Raw genomic sequence first — 17,835 nt, 5'->3', positions numbered from 1 at the left:
CCGTCCAGCCTAGTCCCGTCCTCCGGGAACCGGACCCGTGAGCCTCGTCGCGTCAGGCAGCCGGCACCCGCCACAGCCACACGTCCTCCACCCGCTCGGGCGGGCCGAGCAGCGCGGTGGCGGTGCGCCGCAGCGCCTCCTCGTCGACGTCGAACTTCGCGCCGTGCACCCGGTCGGGGAGCACGACCGCCTGGACGCCCCAGTAGCGCAGGTCCGCCCGGGACTCGCGGATGCTGCCGTCGGTGATGATCGGCACCAGCCCGGTCCGGCCGGCCTGGTCCATCAGCGAGTCGAAGGTGCGCGGCACCGGCCCGATCCGGCCCCGGCCCTCCGGGCCGCCCGGCCCGAGGAAGAAGCCGGACGGGATCCGGAACTCACCCTGCCGGTGGGCGAGCGCGTACGCCTGCCACCGCTGCCCGTCCGGGTAGACGTCCAAGGTCAGCGGCAGCGGGGTCAGCACCCCGTCGGGCGGCACGTGACGCTGCCAGGCGCCGCCGGTGATGAACTGCGGGATCGGTTCCCGGACGCTGGTCAGCAGCGGGGTGGGCACCAGCGGCAGCAGCGCGGCGACGAAGCCGAGCGTCCAGGCGAGCCCGCTCACCCGGTGCCGGGGCGGCCGGGCGCGCAGCGTGTCGATCGCGTACGCCAGCAGCAGGCCGACGACCGGCGCGACGACGAGCGCCAGCCGGGACGGCAGCGCCGCGTTGATCACCGGCAGGTTGTCCAGCACCCCGAACGGCAGCGTCTGGTCGAAGCGGCGGCCGTTCCACTTCACAGTCGGCCCCCACGACAGCACCGCGAAGACCACGGCGGTCACGCCGAGCGCGGACAGCGTGGCCCGGAACGCGCGGTCCGCGCGCCACCACAGCAGCGCGAAGCAGGCGAGGGCGAGCAGGAGCAGCGGTACGCCGAAGAACGAGTTCTCCTCGGTGGGGTTGGGCGCCAGCGAGGTGCCCCACCCGGCCCAGCCGGCAAGCGACCGGCGTGGGTACGACCCGTACGCGGCGATGTCCTCGGAGTGGATCAGCGGGTCGAACCCGGTGCCGTGGAACCGTTGCGGTCCGAGGAAGTGCAGCCAGAGCGGGTACGCCAGCAGTGCCCCGGCGACGAGCGCTGTCACGCCCAGCCCGGCCGCCATCCGGGGCAGCGCGGCACGTACCTCGGACCGGCGGGCCGGGTGCAGCGCCCACACCGCGAGGAACACGCCGAGCGCCAGCGCGGTGAAGAACAAACCCTCGGCGGCGATCGAGAACGCGACAGCCACCAGCAGGCCGAGCACGATCCCGCCGGTGACCGCCCGGCCCGGACGGCGCAGCCGGAACACGCCCCAGATCAGCAACGGCACCAGCCAGCCCGCGGTCCAGTTCAGGTGCGCGTTCGCGTGCGACACCATCGCCGGGCAGAAGGCGATGAACAGCGCGCCCACACCGGCGGCCGGCCGGCTGCGCACCAGGTGCCGGCTGAGCAGCCAGTACCAGGCCACCGCCGTGGCGGCCAGGTTGAGCGTGAGGATCACCAGGAACGTCGCGGGCGGCCCGATCAGGTACGTCAGCGGCGCGAAGACCGCCGCGTACACGGTGATCGAGGTGTTGACCGCGAGGTTCACCCCGTCCGGGACGTTGATCAACGTGGTGTACAGCGGGTTCTGCCCGTGGGTCAGCGCGTGCCCGCCGAAGGCCAGCAGCCACTCGAACAGCGCCTGGTCGCTGGAGTTGACGGTGATCGCGCGGCTGTTGGGATCCCGCCACATGCCACTCGTCACCCAGAGGGCCAGGGCCAGCGCGGCGAGCGTGACCAGCAGGTCGGCGCGCCGGTCGCGGACGCGCGTCGGCGCCGGGCCGGTGGCCGGGGACGGGGAGGAGGGCACGCAGCGGACGTTACCAACCGGACCTGGGCAGACCGCCCGGACACGGAACTCGCCGCACACTTCGGTGGTCGTGAATGTGTGAGCGGCGGCCATTCCGGTGTGACGAAACACGGCCGTAACGTCTCGGCAACTCGGAGGTGACTCAGTTCACATTCCACGATCGGGAGGTCCCCGTGCCCCGCTCCTCATCCCTCATCGCCCGCGTCGCCGGGGCGGCGGCCGGGGTCGTGCTGGCCGCGGCCACCGCGCTGGTCGCCGCCCTCCCCGCCCAGGCCGCCACACTGACCCAGGTCACCGGTTTCGGCTCCAACCCCGGCAACCTGGCCATGTACGCGTACCGCCCGGACGGCCTGCCCGCCGGCGCGCCCGCCGTGGTGCTGCTGCACGGCTGCGTGCAGAACGCCTCGACGTACGTCGCCAACTCCGGCTGGCAGAAGTACGCCGACCAGTGGAAGTTCACGCTCATCGCGCCGCAGCAGCCCAGCGGCAACAACGCCAACTCCTGCTTCAACTGGTTCGAGACCGGTGACACCGCACGCGGCCAGGGCGAGGCGCTGTCGATCAAGCAGATGGTCGACTACGCCAAGACCACGTACGGCACCGACGGCGCCCGGGTCTACGTCAGCGGCCTCTCCGCCGGTGGCGCGATGAGCGCGGCCATGCTCGCCGCCTACCCGGACGTCTTCGCCGCCGGCTCGATCATCGCCGGCATCCCGTACCGCTGCGCCACCAGCACCGTCAGCGCGTTCAGCTGCATGAACCCGGGCGTGGACAAGACCCCGGCGCAGTGGGGCGACCTGGTCCGCGGCGCCTACGCCGGATACACCGGCAAGCGCCCCCGGGTGGCGATCTGGCACGGCACCAGCGACACCACCGTGGCGACCGTGAACGCCGCCGAGTCGCGGGACCAGTGGACGAACGTGCTGGGCCTGTCGACCACCCCGACCAGCACGTCCACGCTGCCGGCCGGCACCAGCCTGGAGGTCTACGGCAGCGACCAGGTCCGCCTCTACCGGATCTCCGGGATGGGCCACGGCACCCCCGTCGACCCGGGTTCGGGCGCGGACCAGTGCGGCACCGCCGGGGCGTACTTCCTGGACACCATCTGTTCGACGTACCGGGACGCGGTCTTCTTCGGGCTCGGCGGTGGCGGCGCCTCGCCGAGCCCGACCCCGACGGCCACCGCGTCGCCCAGGCCGACCGCCTCGCCCACCGCCTCGCCCAGCCCGACCGGCGCACCGGTCTGCGTCACCGCCAGCAACTACGCGCACGTCGTGGCCGGGCGGGCCTACCAGTCCGGCGGGTACGCCTACGCGCTCGGCAGCGGGCAGCGGATGGGCCTGTACAACACCTTCTACACGAGCACGCTGAAGCAGACCGGGCCCGCGTACTGGGTGATCGGCTGCTGATCCGTCCCGCCGCGCCGCCCTCGCCCGCTCACTCGGTGAGGGCGGCGCGCAACGCGCCCGCCAGGTCCGGGTGCGCCCAGGAGAAGCCGGCCTTGTCGAGCACGGCGGGCAGCACCCGCGCGCTGGTCAGCGCCTCCTGGGCGAAACCGCCGAGCGCCACCTTCAGCGCCACCGCCGGGATCGGCATGATCGCCGGGCGGTGCAGCTGCCGGGCCAGCTCCCTGGTGAACTCGGCGTTGGTGACCGGCGCCGGGCCGACCACGTTCACCGGGCCGGCCACGTCGTCGCGGGCCAGCAGGAACGTCGCGGCGTCGAGCCAGTCCCGCATCGAGATCCACGGCAGCCACTGCCGCCCGTTGCCCAGCTTGCCGCCGACGCCGAGCCGGAACGGCAGCAGCTGCGGCTTGAGCAGGCCGCCGTCGCGGTGCAGCGGCAGTCCGGTACGCAGGCGCACCACCCGCACGCCCGCGTCCTCGGCCGGGCGGGTCGCCGCCTCCCAGACCCGGCAGACGTCGGCGAGGAACCCCTCACCGGCCGGCGCCTCCTCGGTGACCGTCCGGTCGCCGGTGTCGCCGTACCAGCCGACGGCGGAGGAGTTCAGCAGCACCGCCGGCCGGTCGGCGGCGGGCAGGCCGGCGATCGTGATGGCGAGCGTGGTGGTGCTGTCCACACGGCTGGTCCGGATCAGCTTCCGGTACTCGTCGTTCCAGCGCTTGTCACCCACCCCGGCCCCGGCCAGGTTCACCACCGCGTCGGCGTCGGCGACGCACTGCGGGTCCAGCTGCGCGGCGGACGGGTTCCACTGCCGTTCGACGGGGGTGCGTGGCGGGCGGCGGACCAGGCGGGTGACCTGGTGGCCGTCCGCGGTGAGGCAGTTGACCAGTCGGGTGCCGAGGAAACCGGACGCGCCGGCCATGAGGATCCGCATGCTCACATCTTCGAGTACGCAGCGCGATTCGGATGCGTTGAGCGAAATCACTCACTCGTCACGCCCGCCGTCCGCGCAGCGGCAGGCGGCCTCAGCCGGTCGGCCTGCCGACCGGATGCACGGTGACCAGACCGTCGAGCCCGAGGAAATCGCCCGGGTTCGTGGTGTAGAGAGGGAGCGCGTCGGCGTGTGCGACGGAGGCGATCATCAGGTTCGCCACCCGGCGTCGCGTTCCTCGTCCGGCGGCGGGCATCGCCGCTGGTACGCACCGACTCGTCGTCGTCCACCTCGCCCCAGCCGAGCGGTTGGGTGCCGTCCCAGAGCGGGCCGCCGATCGCCCAGCAGCCCATGCCGATCGCGCTGACCTCGATGCCGCTGCGGCCCAGCCGTCGTGTCGTCGTCATGTGCCCGGTGCTCACTTTCGAGCGTGCTCGAAGTCCAGCTCTCTTCCCGCCAGCCGGGGCAGGAGCGGGGCGAGCGCGTCGACGGCTCCGGCGCGTACCACGAAGCGGGTGACGCCCCAGCGGCGCCGGTGCCCGGCGACCGCCGAGACGATCTCGTCGGGCGTGCCGGCCAGCACGAACGGGGTGGCCAGCACCTCCGCGGGGGTGAGGCCGGTCTCGGCGGCCGTCCCTGCGGCGGCCGCCTCGGCGTCGTCGGTGACGGCGACGTGCTGGACCAGCGCCTCCAGGACCGGCGGTGTGTCCCGGCCGGCCGCTCCGGCCGCCACGTGCGCGAGCTGCGCCTCGATCTGGTCGGCCCGCCACCGGACGGTGTGCTGGTGGCCGTCGGGCAGCGTCCGGCCCAGGCCGGCCAGGCCGACCACGTCGGCGTGCCTCCCCGCCCAGCGCAGCAGCGTCGAGTTGGCGGTGCCCACCGTCAGCGGGATCCGGTCCTGCACCGGGCGGGGCCGGTCGAGTCGTGCCGAGTACGTCGTCAGGTCCCCGGTGTCCACCGTGACCTCGTCGCCGGCCAGCAGCGCCCGTACCGCCTCGGTCACCGCGACGCAGCGGCGGACCCGGCCGGCGACGTCCGGGCGCTCGCGCCCGACGGCCCGCCACTCGGCCGGCGTGTGGCCCGCGCCGACGCCGAACCGGGCCCGCCCGCCGGAGACCACGTCCAGCGTGGCGACGTCGGCGGCGAGCAGGATCGGTTCGCGGACGCCGGCGTTGGAGACGTACGAGCCGAGGCCCAGCGTGCCGGTCACCGCCGCCGCGGCGGCCAGCGCGACGAACGGCGAGGCGCAGGCGCCGGGGTGGTCGGCCGCGAACAGTGCGTCGAAACCGGCCGCCTCGACGGTACGGGCCAGCTCGGCCCAGCTCGCCGCGTCGGTGGGTTGGGCCTGTACGGAGAAGGTCGCCATCGCCTCAGCATCGGCGCACGCCGTGCCGCCGGCCACCCGGCACGCGCCGATTCTGCCGACGGCCGAACGGTAAGGAAGGGCCCCTTCTTAACGCATGAGGAGGTGAAAGGGCCCCTTCTTAACACGTCACACGTCACACGGCGTCGAGGCGGGCCAGGTCGGCGGGGGAGAGGCGCAGCGTGCCGGCGGCGACGTTCTGTTCCAGGTGCGCGGGGTCGCCGGTGCCGGGGATGGCCAGCACGTTCGGGCCCCGGGCCAGCGTCCAGGCCAGCCGGACCTGGGCCGCCGTCACGCCGTGCTCCCGGGCCACCGCCTGCACCTCCGGGTGCTCCTCGCCGGTGGCGCCGGCCTCCCGGCCGCTGGTGACGAGGGAGAAGAACGGCACGAACGCGGTGCCGTGCGCCGCGCAGTCGCGGATCAGCTCGTCGTGCGTACGGCGGTAGCCCAGGCCGTACGAGTTCTGCACGCACACCACCGGGGCGATGGCACGCGCCTCGGCGACCTGGTGCGGGCGTACGGCGGAGACGCCGAGGTGCCGGATCAGCCCGGCGTCGCGCAGCTCGGCCAGCGCGCCGAAGTGCTCGGACAGCGGCTCCGGGCCGTGTACCCGCAGGTTCACCACGTCCAGGTGGTCGCGGCCGAGCTGGCGCAGGTTCTCCTCCACCTGCCCGCGCAGCTGGTCCGGCCGGGCCGCCGGCAGCCACTGCCCGGACGGGTCCTTGCCCGGCCCGACCTTGGTCGCGATGACCAGATCCTCCGGGTACGGCCACAGCGCCCGGTTGATCAGCTCGTTGGCCGAGCGCAGCGGCGAGAAATAGAACGCGGCCGTATCGATGTGGTTGACGCCCAGCTCGACGGCGCGGCGCAGTACGGCGACGGCCCGGTCCCGGTCGCTCGGGCTGCCGTCGGCGTTCGCGGTCAGCCGCATCGCGCCCAGGCCCATCCGGTTGACGGTCAGGTCGCCGAGCTGCCAGGTGCCGGCCGCGCCGGCGTGCACGGTGTCGATGGTCATGTGTCTCCGTATCCTTCGTCTGCGGCCCCTCGGCGGGGCCGACGGGTACCACGGGGGTGGCGGGCAGCCGGTTCACTCGCCTTCGTCGCGGTCCTCGGGTTTCTCGTGCCAGCGGGCCCGCCAGGCCGCCTCGTGCGCCTCGTGGCTGGTGCGCTCCTCGAAGACCAGCTTGCGCAGCGCCTGCCGGCCCTCGGCGAAGACGATCACCTCGACGGCCACCATACCCACGGTGATCGCGGTCAGCGTGCCCAGCGCGGCCAGCCCCGGCACCCGCTCGGCGACCGGGATGGTCACGCCGAGCAGCAGCGCGGTCCCGACCCGGGTCCAGCTCACCGTGCGCAGGGTACGCAACTGGAACAGCATGTTGCCGCACAGGTAGCAGATGACGCCGCCGTACAGCAGCGGTACGCCCGGACCGTGCGCCGGCTCGCTCGGCGGCACGTTCGGGTCGGCGATCCCGTGCACGATCGTCTCGGCGCCGAGCGCGAACAGGATGATCCCGGCGATCATCGGCAGGAAGGAGTACGCGTACGCGTCCCGGGCCATCGCCACCCGGGGACCGTCCTGCGCGGCGTGCAACGCGATCCGGGCGGCCGGCCCGACCATGTCGTAGTGCGCCCACCAGAGCGCGGCGGTGAAGAAGATGCCGAGCACCGCCGCCGCCACGGCCGGCCAGGTGGGCGGCTGACCGAGCAGGTTGCTGCCCACACCGACGGAGATGACCGACTCGCCGAGCGCGATGATCAGGATGAGGTCGTACCGCTCGGTCCAGTGTTCGGCGGACGCGACTCCCCAGCCCCAGGTGCCGGCGAGGATGCCGGTGCCGTACTGGAGCAGGATGACGGCGGCCCACAGCACGTCCCGCAGCACCGCCGCCGAGAACAGGTCGTCGATCCTCGGCGGCAGCAGCGCGGCGACCAGCAGCAGCGCGGTGCTGCCGACCGCCTCGGGGGCGAACCGGATCAGTTGCCGGCGCTCGTTCGGGCTGTCCCGGACGGCGTGCCGGTAGAGCAGCAGGTGCACCAGCCGCAGGACGGTGTAGCTGAGCGCCGCGACCATCGGCCCGGCCTCGTTGCCGCGCGGGTCGCGGAACGCGTGCGGCAGCGACAGCGCGAACGTGAACAGCGCGGCCATGCCGACTGTCATGAGCACCGGGACGAAGCCCTCGCCGAGGCGTACCCGGGTGGCGACCACGCTGTGCACCACCCACGACCACCAGAGCACGGCGAGGACCAGCAGCGCGTGCAGCAGCGCCCCGCCGGTCACCTGGAGGGCGGTGGCCCGGGTGATGATGAAGAACGAGAAGACGAAGACCAGGTCGAAGAAGATCTCGAACCGGTCGACCCGGGCGCCCGGGGCCACCGGCACGGCCGGCCCCAGGCGTCCCCGCCAGCCGTACGAGCCCACCGGCCGAGTCTGTCAGCGCCGGTCCGGGCCGCGGGCCGATTCCGGTCAGCCCGGCCGGTGGCGCAACCCGTCCATCAGCAGGTCGAGCAGGCGCCCGGCCTGGGCACGCTGGTCCGGCTCGCCCGCCACCAGGGAGACCCCGCTGAGACTGGCGAGCACGTCGGCGGCGGCCACGTCGGCGCGTACGACGCCTGCTGCGGCGCCCGCCGCGAGCAGCTCTCCGAGCGCGGCGAGCAGCCGGTCGCGGCTCTGCGCGTACGGGTTGGCGCCGGAGGCGATGACCAGCCGCAGCGCGTCGGCCATGCCCCGCTTGGTGGCGAGGTAGTCGACGAACCGGTCCATCCAGGCGCGTAGCGCCGCGTCTGCGGGCTGGGCCGCGAGCAGCGCCGGGGCGGCGTCGCAGAGCTTCTCCAGCTCGTTGCGGTACGCCGCCTCGATCAGCGCCTCCCGGCTCGGGAAGTGGCGGTAGAGCGTGCCGATGCCGACGCCGGCGTCCTTGGCGACCCGGTCCAGCGTTACCTCCGGGCCGTCCTGGGAAAACGCCTGGACCGCGGCGTCCAGCAGCCGCTGCCGGTTGCGCAGCGCGTCCGCGCGCAGCTGTCGGTCGGGCACGGGCTCTCCTCCCTCGGCCGGGTCGCCGGCCCGGCACGATGGTAACCGGAGCCCCCTCCGATTATGCTGGCAGAGTAACGGAGGATCCTCCGCTTCTCATCGTAGCGGGCGGACATCGGTCCGCGTCGCCGTCGACAAGGATGGACCATGACCAGCCCGACACCAGTCACCACCCCGTTCTCCGCCGAGACAACGGCCCTGGAGGTGGTCCGCGACCTGGACCTGACCGACCGCCGGGCCGTCGTCACCGGCGGCGCCTCCGGGATCGGCGTGGAGACCGCCCGCGCGCTCGCCGCCGCCGGAGCCGACGTCACACTCGCCGTCCGCGACACCGATGCCGGACAGCGCGCCGCCGACGACATCATCGGCACCACCGGCAACGACCGGATCCTGGTCGCGCCGCTCGACCTCGCCGACCTCGCCTCGGTGGCCACGTTCGTCCGCACCTGGGACGGGCCACTGCACATGCTCGTGGACAACGCCGGGATCATGGCCTCGCCCGAGATGCGCACCGAGCAGGGCTGGGAGATGCAGTTCGCGACCAACCACCTCGGGCACTTCGCGCTCGCCACCGGGCTGCGCCCGGCGCTCGCCGCGGCCGACGGCGCGCGGATCGTCTCGGTCAGCTCGGCGGCGCACCTGCGCTCGCCGGTGGTGTTCTCCGACATCCACTTCCGGCAGCGGCCGTACGACCCGTGGCTGGCGTACGGGCAGTCCAAGACCGCGAACGTGCTGTTCGCGGTGGAGGCGACCCGCCGCTGGGCCGACGACGGCATCTACACCAACGCGCTGATGCCGGGCGCGATCCGGACCAACCTCCAGCGCTACATCACCGAGGAGGAACTGGCGCGGATGCGCAGCGGCAACGCGGCCGCCTTCAAGACCCCGGAGCAGGGCGCGGCGACCTCGGTGCTGGTCGCCACCTCGCCGCTGCTCGACGGCGTCGGCGGCCGGTACTTCGAGGACTGCCAGGAGGCCGGACCGAACCAGCCGGGAACGCGCACCGGCTGGGCCGCGTACGCCCGGGACCCGGAGGCCGCCGAGCAGCTCTGGACCGTCTCCGAGAAGCACGTGCGCGGCTGACACACGGAAACGACGAAGGGGGCGCGCGGCATGTCGCCGCGCGCCCCCTCGCCGTCTCGGATCTACAGACCCAGCTCGGCCTCGAAGTTGCCGCCCTCCAGCCGCTCCTTCACAGCGGTGAGGAAGCGGGCCGCGTCGGCACCGTCGATCAGCCGGTGGTCGTACGACAGAGCCAGGTAGACCATCGAGCGGATCGCCACGACCTCGCCCAGCTCCGCGTCGTTCACCACGACCGGGCGCTTCACCACGGCACCCGTGCCGAGCATCGCCGACTGCGGCGACGGCACGATCGGGGTGTCGAACAGGGCGCCCCGGCTGCCGGTGTTGGTGAGCGTGAACGTCGCCCCGGCCATCTCGTCCGGGGTGATCTTGTTGGCCCGGGTGCGCTCGGCCAGGTCGGCGATCCGCTTGGCCAGGCCACCCATGTTGAGGTCGCCGGCGTTGTGGATGACCGGCGTGAGCAGCCCGCGCTCGGTGTCCACAGCGATCCCCAGGTGCTCGGCGCCCGGGTAGGTGATCGTCCCGCCGTCCAGGTCCATGCTGGCCTGGATGATCGGGTACGTCTGGAGCGCCTCGATCGCGGCCACCGCGAAGAACGGCAGGAAGGACAGCTTCACGCCGTGCTTGGCCTGGAACGAGTCCTTGGCCCGCGCCCGCAGCCTGGCGACCTTGGTGACGTCGACCTCGACGACGGTGGTCAGCTGCGCGGTCTCGTGCAGCGACTGCTGGAGACGCTTGGCGATGATCGAACGGATCCGCGGCAGCTTCTCCGTGGTGCCCCGCTTGGCGCTCGGCTCCGGCTTGGCGGCCGGCTTGGCCGGGGCCGGTGCGGACGGGGCAGCGGCGGCGGCCGGCGCGGGCTTGGCGGCCTTCGCCTTCTCGGCCGCCTCCAGCACGTCCTGCTTGCGGATGCGGCCACCCACCCCGGTGCCCTTGATCGAGCCCAGGTCCACGCCGTGCTCGGCGGCGAGCTTGCGCACCAGCGGCGTCACGTACCCGGCGGCGTCCTCGCCGTACTCGGCCGGAACGCTCGGGCGCTGCGCGGCGGCCGGCGCGGCCGGCTGGGCCGCCTGCTCGGCCTTGGCCGGCTGCGCGGCCTGCTCCGCCTCGGCGGCCGGCTCGTTGTAGGACGCGCCCGGCGTGGGCTCCTCGACCTTGGGCTCGGGCTTGGGCTCGGCCTTCGCCTCGGGCTTGGCCTCGGCCTTCGGCTCCGGCTTGGGCTCGGGCTTCGGCTCCGCCTTCGCGGGCGCGGCCCCGGCCACCCCGACGATCGCCAGCACGGCGCCGACGTCGGCGGTCTCGTCCTCGGCGACCTTGATCTCCTGCACCGTGCCGGCGACCGGCGAGGGGATCTCGGTGTCGACCTTGTCGGTGGAGACCTCCAGCAGCGGCTCGTCCACCTCGACGGTCTCGCCGACCTGCTTGAGCCAGCGGGTGACGGTACCCTCGGTGACGCTCTCGCCCAGGGCCGGCATGGTCACAGGCGTACCCTCGCCCGACGGTGCGGCGGGCTCGGCCGGCGCCTCGACGGCCGGCTGCTCGGCCTCGGCGTCCGGCTCGGCGGCGGCCTCCTCGGCCTCCTCGGCCTGCTCCGGCTCGGGGCCGGTGCCCTCGGCGGCGGCCGTCGGCTCGGTGGCCGGCTCGGCCTTCTCGGTGGGAGCCGCGCCCGCGTCCTCGCCCTCGCCGGCGATGACCGCCAGCTCGCTGCCGACCTCGGCGGTCTCGTCCTCGCCGACCACGATCCGGCTCAGCACGCCCGCCGCGGGGGACGGGATCTCGGTGTCGACCTTGTCGGTCGACACCTCGAGCAGGGGCTCGTCGACCTCGACGGTGTCACCCTCCTGCTTGAGCCAGCGCGTGACGGTGCCCTCGGTGACGCTCTCGCCGAGCCGGGGCATGGTGACCGATACCGGCATGTTCTCCAGACTCCTTCATTCCCCTGGTGGGATCATCGCCCGTCGCCGGACGCCGCGGTTGTCGTGTCAGGCGTGCGCGTGCAGCGGCTTGCCGGCCAGGGCCAGGTGCGCCTCGCCCAGAGCCTCGTTCTGCGTCGGGTGGGCGTGCACGAGCTGCGCCACCTCGGCCGGGTACGCCTCCCAGTTGTAGATGAGCTGCGCCTCGCCGATCAGCTCGCCGACCCGGGCGCCGACCATGTGCACGCCGACCACCGGGCCGTCGTCCACCCGGACCAGCTTCACGTGGCCGGCGGTCTTGAGGATCTGGCTCTTGCCGTTGCCGCCCAGGTTGTAGTTGTAGGTCTTGATCTTGTCGGCGCCGTACTGCTCCTTGGCCTTCGCCTCGGTCAGGCCGACCGACGCCAGCTCCGGGTCGCAGTAGGTGACGCGCGGGATGCCGGCCTCGTCGATCACGGCCGGGTTCTTCCCGGCGATCTCCTCGGCGACGAAGATGCCCTGCTGGAAGCCGCGGTGCGCGAGCTGCAGGCCGGGCACGATGTCGCCGACCGCGTAGACGTTCGGCACGCTGGTGCGCAGCCGCTCGTCGGTCAGCACGTAGCCGCGGTCCATCTTGACGCCCTGCTCCTCGTAGCCGAGGCCGGCGGTGTTCGGGCCGCGGCCCACGGCGACCAGCAGCAGCTCGGCCTCGACCGTGTCGCCGCCCTGGATGGTCAGCTTCACGCCCTTGTCGGTCTTCTCGACCTTCTCGAACGGCTTGCCGACCTTGAAGTTGATCTTCCGCTTGCGGAACGCCCGCTCCAGCGCCTTCGACGACTCCTCGTCCTCGGCGGCGACCAGGCGGGGCAGCGCCTCGACGATGGTCACGTCCACGCCGAAGGACTTCCAGACGCTGGCGAACTCGACGCCGATCACGCCGCCGCCGAGCACGATCGCCGACGACGGGATCCGGTCCAGCGTCAGCGCGTGGTCGCTGGTGATGATCCGCTCGCCGTCGACCTCCAGGCCGGGCAGGCTCTTGGCGTACGAGCCGGAGGCCAGCACGACGTTGCGCCCGGTGTAGCGCTTGCCGTCGACCTCGACGACGTTCTTGCCGACCAGCTTGCCGGCGCCCGCCACGAAGGTGATCTTCTTGTTGCCGCCCACCAGACCCTGGAGGCCCTTGTACAGCCGGGAGATCACGCCGTCCTTGTACGAGTTGACGGCTTTCATGTCGATGCCGACCAGCTCGGCCTTCACACCGAACTGCTCGGACTCGCGGGTCTGGTCGGCGATCTCGGCGGCGTGCAGCAGCGCCTTGGTCGGGATGCACCCGTTGTGCAGGCAGGTCCCGCCCAGCTTGCTCTTCTCGACGAGCGCGACGGAGAGGTCCAGCTGGGCGGCACGCAGCGCCGCCGCGTAGCCGCCGCTACCACCTCCGAGGATGACGATGTCGAAGGTCGTGTCGTTCGGCTCGCTCACATCCAACTCCCAGGTCGCGTCACTGCATCGGGGGTTACGGCGGAGTAACAGGCACACCCCACCTCGGTCATCTTGTCACCACCACGGACCGAGCGCGTACCGAGGTGCCCAACGACACGTCGGTGACACGTACCCTTGGCACCGTCTTCGATGACGGCGCTGGGGGAGGAGTGGAATCGGTGGGGCTGTTCCGACGACGTAAGCGGGCGGTCCCGGCGAGCCGCGGCCGCGCCGCCGACCGCGCCGATCTGGACCATCTGGAGAACTTCGTCCGGACCCGCAAGGGCGTCGAGGCGTACATCGAGCCCCGCACGACGGTCACCGAGACCACGATCATGCTGATCGCCGACGACGGCGAGTGGACCCGGCGGCGCGTCGGCGGGCCGGACGAGGCGCGCCGCTGGGCGCACCGGACCGCCATCCCGATCTACGACGTGCGGCTGATGGGCTACCCGCAGCGCATGCGCGACTACAACGAGCGCCGCAAGCGCCGCCCCGAGCTGTACTGAGCCGTCTGAACCCAGGTGTTAAAAAGGGCCCCTTCTACAACGCCAGGCGTTAAGAAGGGGCCCTTCCTTACCCGTCAGCCGTTGGTGGCGACGTCCTCGACCAGGTGCACGAGCGTGCGCACCGGCACGCCGGTGCCGCCCTTGGTCCAGTAGCCGGTCGCCTCGCCCGAGTGGTAGCCCGGACCGGCGATGTCGATGTGCGCCCACGCCACGTCGTCGGTCACGAACTCGCGCAGGAACACGCCGCCCTGGAGCATGTGCCCGGCCCGGTCCATCCCGGCGTTGACCTGCGAGATGTCCGCGACGTCCGACTCCATGCCCTTGCGCACGTCGTCCGGCAGCGGCATCGGCCAGGCCGGCTCGCCGGTCGCGTCACCGGCCACCCGCACCCGCTCGCACAGCTCCGGGGTGCCCATCACACCGGCGATCCGCTTGCCCAGCGCGATCACCTGCCCGCCGGTCAGCGTCGAGGTCTCGAACAGGTAGTCCGCGCCGTCCGCGCAGGCCCGCGCCATCGCGTCGGCCAGCACCATCCGGCCCTCGGCGTCGGTGTTGAGCACCTCCACCTTCTTGCCGTTGAACATGCTGATCACGTCGCCCGGCCGGTAGCTGGTGCCCGACGGCATGTTCTCCGCCATCGGCAGGTAGCCGGTGACGGTCACCGACGGCTTGAGCGCCGCGACCGCCAGCATGGCCGCGCCGACCGCCGCCGCGCCGGCCATGTCCGACTTCATCTCCCACATGCCCTGCGCCGGCTTGATCGAGATGCCGCCGGTGTCGAACGTGATGCCCTTGCCGACCAGCGCGACCCGCTTGCCGTTGCCGCCGCCCGCGGGCGTGTAGGTGAGCTTCACCAGCCGCGGCGGGGCCTCCGAGCCCTGACCGACGGCGAGGATGCCGCCGTAGCCGCCGGCCTTCAGCGCCTCGTCGTCCAGCACCTCGACCTCCAGCCCCGCCTCGCGGGCGGCGGCGGAGACGACGTCGGCGAACGCCGGGGGACGCAGCTCGTTCGGGGCGGTGTTGACCCAGTCCCGGCTGGTCCGCACCGCACCGGCCACCGCCTGCGCCCGCGCGATCTCGGCCTGGGCGGTCGCGTCGGCCGCGTCCGGCACCGCCACCAGCACCTCGGCCACCGGCTCGCGCCGGGCCGGCTGCGGCTTGGTCTTGTAGCCGGCGAACCGGTAGCCGCCCAGCAGCGCGCCCTCGGCGACCGCGCGCAGCGCGGCCGGGGCGTCGGCGTCGTCGGGCAGCGGCAGGGCCAGGGCGACGCGCGGGGCACCGGCCAGCGCCCGCACCGCGGCACCGGCGGCCCGGCGCAGCGACTCCGGGGCCGGAGCGGCGCCCGAGGGCTCCGGGCCGAGGCCGACGGCCACGACCAGCGGCGCGGTCACGGTACCCAGCGTGGCCAGCTTGATCACCTCGCCCGGGCCACCTGTCGCGCCGAGCAGGGCCAGCGTCTCGGTCAGCTTTCCGTCGAACGCGGCGGCGATGCTCTCCCCGCCGCTGGCCACCAGCAGGGCGTGGGCGGGTGCGCCGCTGCCCGGCTCGGTGGTCTGGCTGTGCACGCCGATCACGATCGCGTCGACGGCGAGTTCGGCGGGGTCGGTGTCGACCAGGCTGAGGGTGGTGCGGGGCGATGTCACGAAAGCTACTCCGGGCGGGCCGGGCCGGCCGCGTCGTCGCGTACCGGCGATGAAGGTCTCTCCGGCGGCAACCTACCCGCCGGGAGGCGTGGCTGTCCCGCCGATGCGTGCCGGCGGGATCCCGCCGATGCTAACCACAGCGGTCCGGGCCGGTAAGTTGCCACCCATGACCGAGGTGACCTCCGACGCCGCCGAGACCCGGCTGCGCCGATCCCCGCTGCACGAGCGGCACACCGCGCTCGGCGCGAAGTTCGCCCCCTTCGGGGGCTGGCAGATGCCGCTGGAGTACGCCGGTGGCGGCGTGCTCAAGGAGCACACGGCCGTCCGCGAGGGCGTCGGCGTGTTCGACGTCTCGCACCTGGGCAAGATCCGGGTCACCGGGCCGGGCGCGGCGGACTTCGTCAACGCCTGCCTCACCAACGACCTCGGCCGGATCGCCCCCGGCCAGGCGCAGTACACGCTGTGCTGCGACGACGCCACCGGCGGCGTGGTGGACGACATCATCGCCTACCTGCACGCCGACGACCACGTCTTCCTGGTGCCCAACGCGGCCAACACCGCCGAGGTGGCCCGCCGCCTGCGCGCCGCCGCGCCCGAGGGCGTCACAGTCACCGACGAGCACGAGGCGTACGCGGTGCTCGCCGTGCAGGGACCGCGCTCGGCGGAGCTGCTGGGCGCGCTCGGCCTGCCCACCGGGCACGACTACATGAGCTTCTCCACCGCCACCCTGGACGGGGTGGAGCTGACCGTGTGCCGCACCGGCTACACCGGCGAACTGGGCTACGAGCTGGTCGTTGCGTCCGAGCACGCGGTCGCCGTCTGGGACGCGATCCTCGCCGCGGCCGGCGACGTGCGCGCCTGCGGCCTGGCCGCCCGGGACACGCTGCGCACCGAGATGGGCTACCCGCTGCACGGGCAGGACCTGTCCCCGGAGATCACCCCGGTGCAGGGCCGCTCCGGCTGGGCGGTGGGCTGGGACAAGGCGGCGTTCTGGGGCCGCGACGCGCTGCGCGCCGAGAAGGCCGCCGGCCCGCCCCGTACGCTGCGTGGCCTCACCGCCGTCGACCGGGCCATCCCGCGCCCCGGCATGGCCGTCTACGCGGGCGGCAGGCAGGTCGGCGCCGTCACCAGCGGCACCTTCAGCCCGACGCTCAAGCACGGCATCGCCCTGGCGCTCGTCGACACCGACCCGAAGCTGCCCGACGGGGACGAGCTGGAGGTGGACATCCGGGGCCGCCGCGCCCGGATGCGCCTGACCCGGCCGCCGTTCGTCGAGCCCTCGGTGCGCTGAACCGCGCGGGTCAGTCCTCGCCGCGCTCCCCGGCGTCGAGGACTGCCTGCGTCCAGCCGCCCTCCAGCACGCCGGTGCCGTCCAGCACGGCCCAGTCGACCACGTCCGACGCCTCCACCACCACCGGCGAGCCGATCCGCACGCTCGGGTCGGTGTTGGCGTCGCTGGCGCTGGCGCCGACGATCCGTTCCGGGGTGTCCCACGAGGTCACCCCGGCCCAGACGTACTCGGGGCCGTCGTCGCCGGGCAGGCCGTACTTGACCACGAGCTGGCTCTCCTCGGGCAGCCGCCCGGCCAGGAAGCGGGCCCGGATGTCGCCCAGCGCGGCGCGGGCGGTCTCCACCGCGCGGCTCATCGCGTCGCCGGTGCGGGTGTAGCGCACGTCCGGCTGGATGCCGTTGAACAGCGTCGCGCAGGCGGCGGCGAAGTAGCGGCCGGGCGGACCCGGATGCCCGGGCGGCGGGTTGAGGCTCAGGAACGAGTCGGCGTCCGGGTCGGTGGCCGGGTCCAGCTCCAGCCGCAGCAGCACCGGCGCTGTCGCGCCGTGCTGCTCCGGATTGCCGTACGCCACGGCGATGTCGTGCCCGGTCACCGTGGCCAGCACCGGAAGCTGTACGAACGCCGGCACCTCCTCGCCGGCCAGCCCGTCGGTCCAGTCCCGCAGCAGCCGCCGCGCCGCACCTGTCATCACCGCGCCCCACGCCCGGGTCAGGTGGTCCGGTACGCCCTGCGCCTGCAACTCCAGCAACCCGAACCGGCGCAGCCCCTTGGTGGTGAACCACAGCCCGTCGGAGTCGGAGGAGTAGGGCACCAGCACCCAGTCGACGAGCCGGATCCGGCCCTGCTCGTCCGGCAGCGAGCGCAGCGCCGCCGCCGGGTCGAGGAACTGGAGCCCGAAGACGTCCACCACGTCCCCGCCGACCGTCTCGGCGACCGCCGCGGCCACCGCGCGGGCGGCCCACTCGTGCGCCGGCGGCCAGCCCGGCCGGTACTCGGCCTGCACCACCACCAGGTGGGTGGCGGCGGCCAGCCGGGCCAGCTGCTCCTCGGTGGCGCCGAACGCGGTGAGCAGGTCCGGTGGCAGTTCGGGGAACTCGTCGACGGTGCGGGTGTCCACCGTCATCAGCGGGCTGTCGAGCATCTGCCGGGCCAGCCCGTGTACCGGTTCGGCGAGCCGGCCCGCCAGCCCCTCCACGGCTGTCTTCGGGCTCACCTTCGGCAGCCCGGTGATCGGCACCAGATAGGTCGCGTCGAGCGACTCGGGCACCGGTACCGGCAGGAAGTCGTCCGTGATGAGCATGCCGTCCCCCTCGACCGCGCCGGTGCACCCGCCCCGA

General features: G+C 73.3%; 15 protein-coding genes and 1 pseudogene. 4 read left to right on the top strand and 12 right to left on the bottom strand.

Annotated features, from left to right (window positions below; translation table 11 throughout):
- Positions 1–52: 52 nt before the first annotated feature.
- The gene (locus tag O7622_RS25650) at positions 53–1,867 is read right to left on the bottom strand and encodes a DUF2079 domain-containing protein (RefSeq protein ID WP_282310716.1); all 1,815 of its coding nucleotides are present in this window, start codon (positions 1,865–1,867) and stop codon (positions 53–55) included.
- Between the two features lie 173 nt (positions 1,868–2,040).
- Here O7622_RS25650 and O7622_RS25645 point away from each other — a divergent pair, with 173 nt between their 5' ends.
- Positions 2,041–3,276, top strand: coding sequence for a PHB depolymerase family esterase (locus O7622_RS25645; RefSeq protein WP_282310715.1), 1,236 nt, complete (start codon positions 2,041–2,043; stop codon positions 3,274–3,276).
- 28 nt (positions 3,277–3,304) lie between these two features.
- On the opposite strand, the gene O7622_RS25640 is transcribed toward O7622_RS25645, so the two are convergent.
- From O7622_RS25640 to O7622_RS25610, 7 genes and pseudogenes are all read right to left on the bottom strand, one after another.
- Positions 3,305–4,204 carry a TIGR01777 family oxidoreductase gene (locus O7622_RS25640; protein ID WP_282310714.1) on the bottom strand — a complete coding sequence of 300 codons (900 nt, stop codon included), beginning with the start codon at positions 4,202–4,204 and terminating at the stop codon, positions 3,305–3,307.
- 91 nt (positions 4,205–4,295) lie between these two features.
- The gene (locus O7622_RS25635; protein WP_282314274.1) at positions 4,296–4,424 is read right to left on the bottom strand and encodes a hypothetical protein; all 129 of its coding nucleotides are present in this window, start codon (positions 4,422–4,424) and stop codon (positions 4,296–4,298) included.
- A gap of 40 nt (positions 4,425–4,464) precedes the next feature.
- Positions 4,465–4,608: pseudogene (locus O7622_RS25630) on the bottom strand (aldo/keto reductase); the annotation flags it as partial.
- A gap of 11 nt (positions 4,609–4,619) precedes the next feature.
- Entirely contained in the window at positions 4,620–5,567 is a 948-nt protein-coding gene (locus tag O7622_RS25625) for an LLM class flavin-dependent oxidoreductase (RefSeq protein ID WP_282310713.1), read from the bottom strand.
- A 133-nt stretch (positions 5,568–5,700) separates the two neighbouring features.
- Entirely contained in the window at positions 5,701–6,579 is an 879-nt protein-coding gene (locus tag O7622_RS25620) for an oxidoreductase (RefSeq protein WP_282310712.1), read from the bottom strand.
- Between the two features lie 72 nt (positions 6,580–6,651).
- Positions 6,652–7,986 carry a low temperature requirement protein A gene (locus O7622_RS25615; protein WP_282310711.1) on the bottom strand — a complete coding sequence of 445 codons (1,335 nt, stop codon included), beginning with the start codon at positions 7,984–7,986 and terminating at the stop codon, positions 6,652–6,654.
- A gap of 45 nt (positions 7,987–8,031) precedes the next feature.
- Positions 8,032–8,598 (bottom strand): TetR/AcrR family transcriptional regulator, encoded by a 567-nt coding sequence (locus O7622_RS25610; protein WP_091331082.1) that lies wholly within the window; start codon positions 8,596–8,598, stop codon positions 8,032–8,034.
- A 147-nt stretch (positions 8,599–8,745) separates the two neighbouring features.
- Here O7622_RS25610 and O7622_RS25605 point away from each other — a divergent pair, with 147 nt between their 5' ends.
- Positions 8,746–9,681 (top strand): SDR family NAD(P)-dependent oxidoreductase, encoded by a 936-nt coding sequence (locus tag O7622_RS25605; protein WP_282310710.1) that lies wholly within the window; start codon positions 8,746–8,748, stop codon positions 9,679–9,681.
- A gap of 62 nt (positions 9,682–9,743) precedes the next feature.
- Here O7622_RS25605 and sucB read toward each other — a convergent pair whose 3' ends face one another.
- Together sucB and lpdA are read right to left on the bottom strand one after the other, a co-directional pair.
- Complete coding sequence (sucB, locus tag O7622_RS25600; protein ID WP_282310709.1) at positions 9,744–11,597, bottom strand: 2-oxoglutarate dehydrogenase, E2 component, dihydrolipoamide succinyltransferase; 1,854 nt, start codon at positions 11,595–11,597, stop codon at positions 9,744–9,746.
- Positions 11,598–11,663: 66 nt separating this feature from the next.
- Positions 11,664–13,055, bottom strand: coding sequence for a dihydrolipoyl dehydrogenase (gene lpdA, locus O7622_RS25595; protein WP_282310708.1), 1,392 nt, complete (start codon positions 13,053–13,055; stop codon positions 11,664–11,666).
- 179 nt (positions 13,056–13,234) lie between these two features.
- Here lpdA and O7622_RS25590 point away from each other — a divergent pair, with 179 nt between their 5' ends.
- The gene (locus tag O7622_RS25590; RefSeq protein ID WP_282310707.1) at positions 13,235–13,564 is read left to right on the top strand and encodes a hypothetical protein; all 330 of its coding nucleotides are present in this window, start codon (positions 13,235–13,237) and stop codon (positions 13,562–13,564) included.
- Between the two features lie 74 nt (positions 13,565–13,638).
- Here the strand turns inward: O7622_RS25590 and O7622_RS25585 are convergent, their stop codons facing one another.
- Positions 13,639–15,207, bottom strand: a complete 1,569-nt coding sequence (locus O7622_RS25585; protein WP_282310706.1) for a leucyl aminopeptidase — start codon at positions 15,205–15,207, stop codon at positions 13,639–13,641.
- Positions 15,208–15,373: 166 nt separating this feature from the next.
- On the opposite strand from O7622_RS25585, the gene gcvT reads away from it, so the two are divergent.
- The gene (gene gcvT / locus O7622_RS25580; RefSeq protein ID WP_282310705.1) at positions 15,374–16,498 is read left to right on the top strand and encodes a glycine cleavage system aminomethyltransferase GcvT; all 1,125 of its coding nucleotides are present in this window, start codon (positions 15,374–15,376) and stop codon (positions 16,496–16,498) included.
- Positions 16,499–16,508: 10 nt separating this feature from the next.
- On the opposite strand, the gene O7622_RS25575 is transcribed toward gcvT, so the two are convergent.
- Positions 16,509–17,798, bottom strand: a complete 1,290-nt coding sequence (locus tag O7622_RS25575; RefSeq protein ID WP_151013767.1) for a DUF2314 domain-containing protein — start codon at positions 17,796–17,798, stop codon at positions 16,509–16,511.
- Between the last annotated feature and the right edge of the window lie 37 nt (positions 17,799–17,835).

This window comes from Micromonospora sp. WMMD1076, assembly GCF_029581475.1.
Taxonomy (GTDB): domain Bacteria; phylum Actinomycetota; class Actinomycetes; order Mycobacteriales; family Micromonosporaceae; genus Micromonospora; species Micromonospora aurantiaca.
This window is presented reverse-complemented; position numbering and strand designations above follow the sequence as displayed.

Coding starts and splice junctions, on each gene's coding strand:
- O7622_RS25640 (WP_282310714.1), bottom strand. CDS start 4,204: ATGCGGATCCTCATGGCCGGCGCGTCCGGTTTCCTCGGCACCCGACTG.
- O7622_RS25625 (WP_282310713.1), bottom strand. CDS start 5,567: ATGGCGACCTTCTCCGTACAGGCCCAACCCACCGACGCGGCGAGCTGG.
- O7622_RS25620 (WP_282310712.1), bottom strand. CDS start 6,579: ATGACCATCGACACCGTGCACGCCGGCGCGGCCGGCACCTGGCAGCTC.
- O7622_RS25605 (WP_282310710.1), top strand. CDS start 8,746: ATGACCAGCCCGACACCAGTCACCACCCCGTTCTCCGCCGAGACAACG.
- sucB (WP_282310709.1), bottom strand. CDS start 11,597: ATGCCGGTATCGGTCACCATGCCCCGGCTCGGCGAGAGCGTCACCGAG.
- gcvT (WP_282310705.1), top strand. CDS start 15,374: ATGACCGAGGTGACCTCCGACGCCGCCGAGACCCGGCTGCGCCGATCC.
- O7622_RS25575 (WP_151013767.1), bottom strand. CDS start 17,798: ATGCTCATCACGGACGACTTCCTGCCGGTACCGGTGCCCGAGTCGCTC.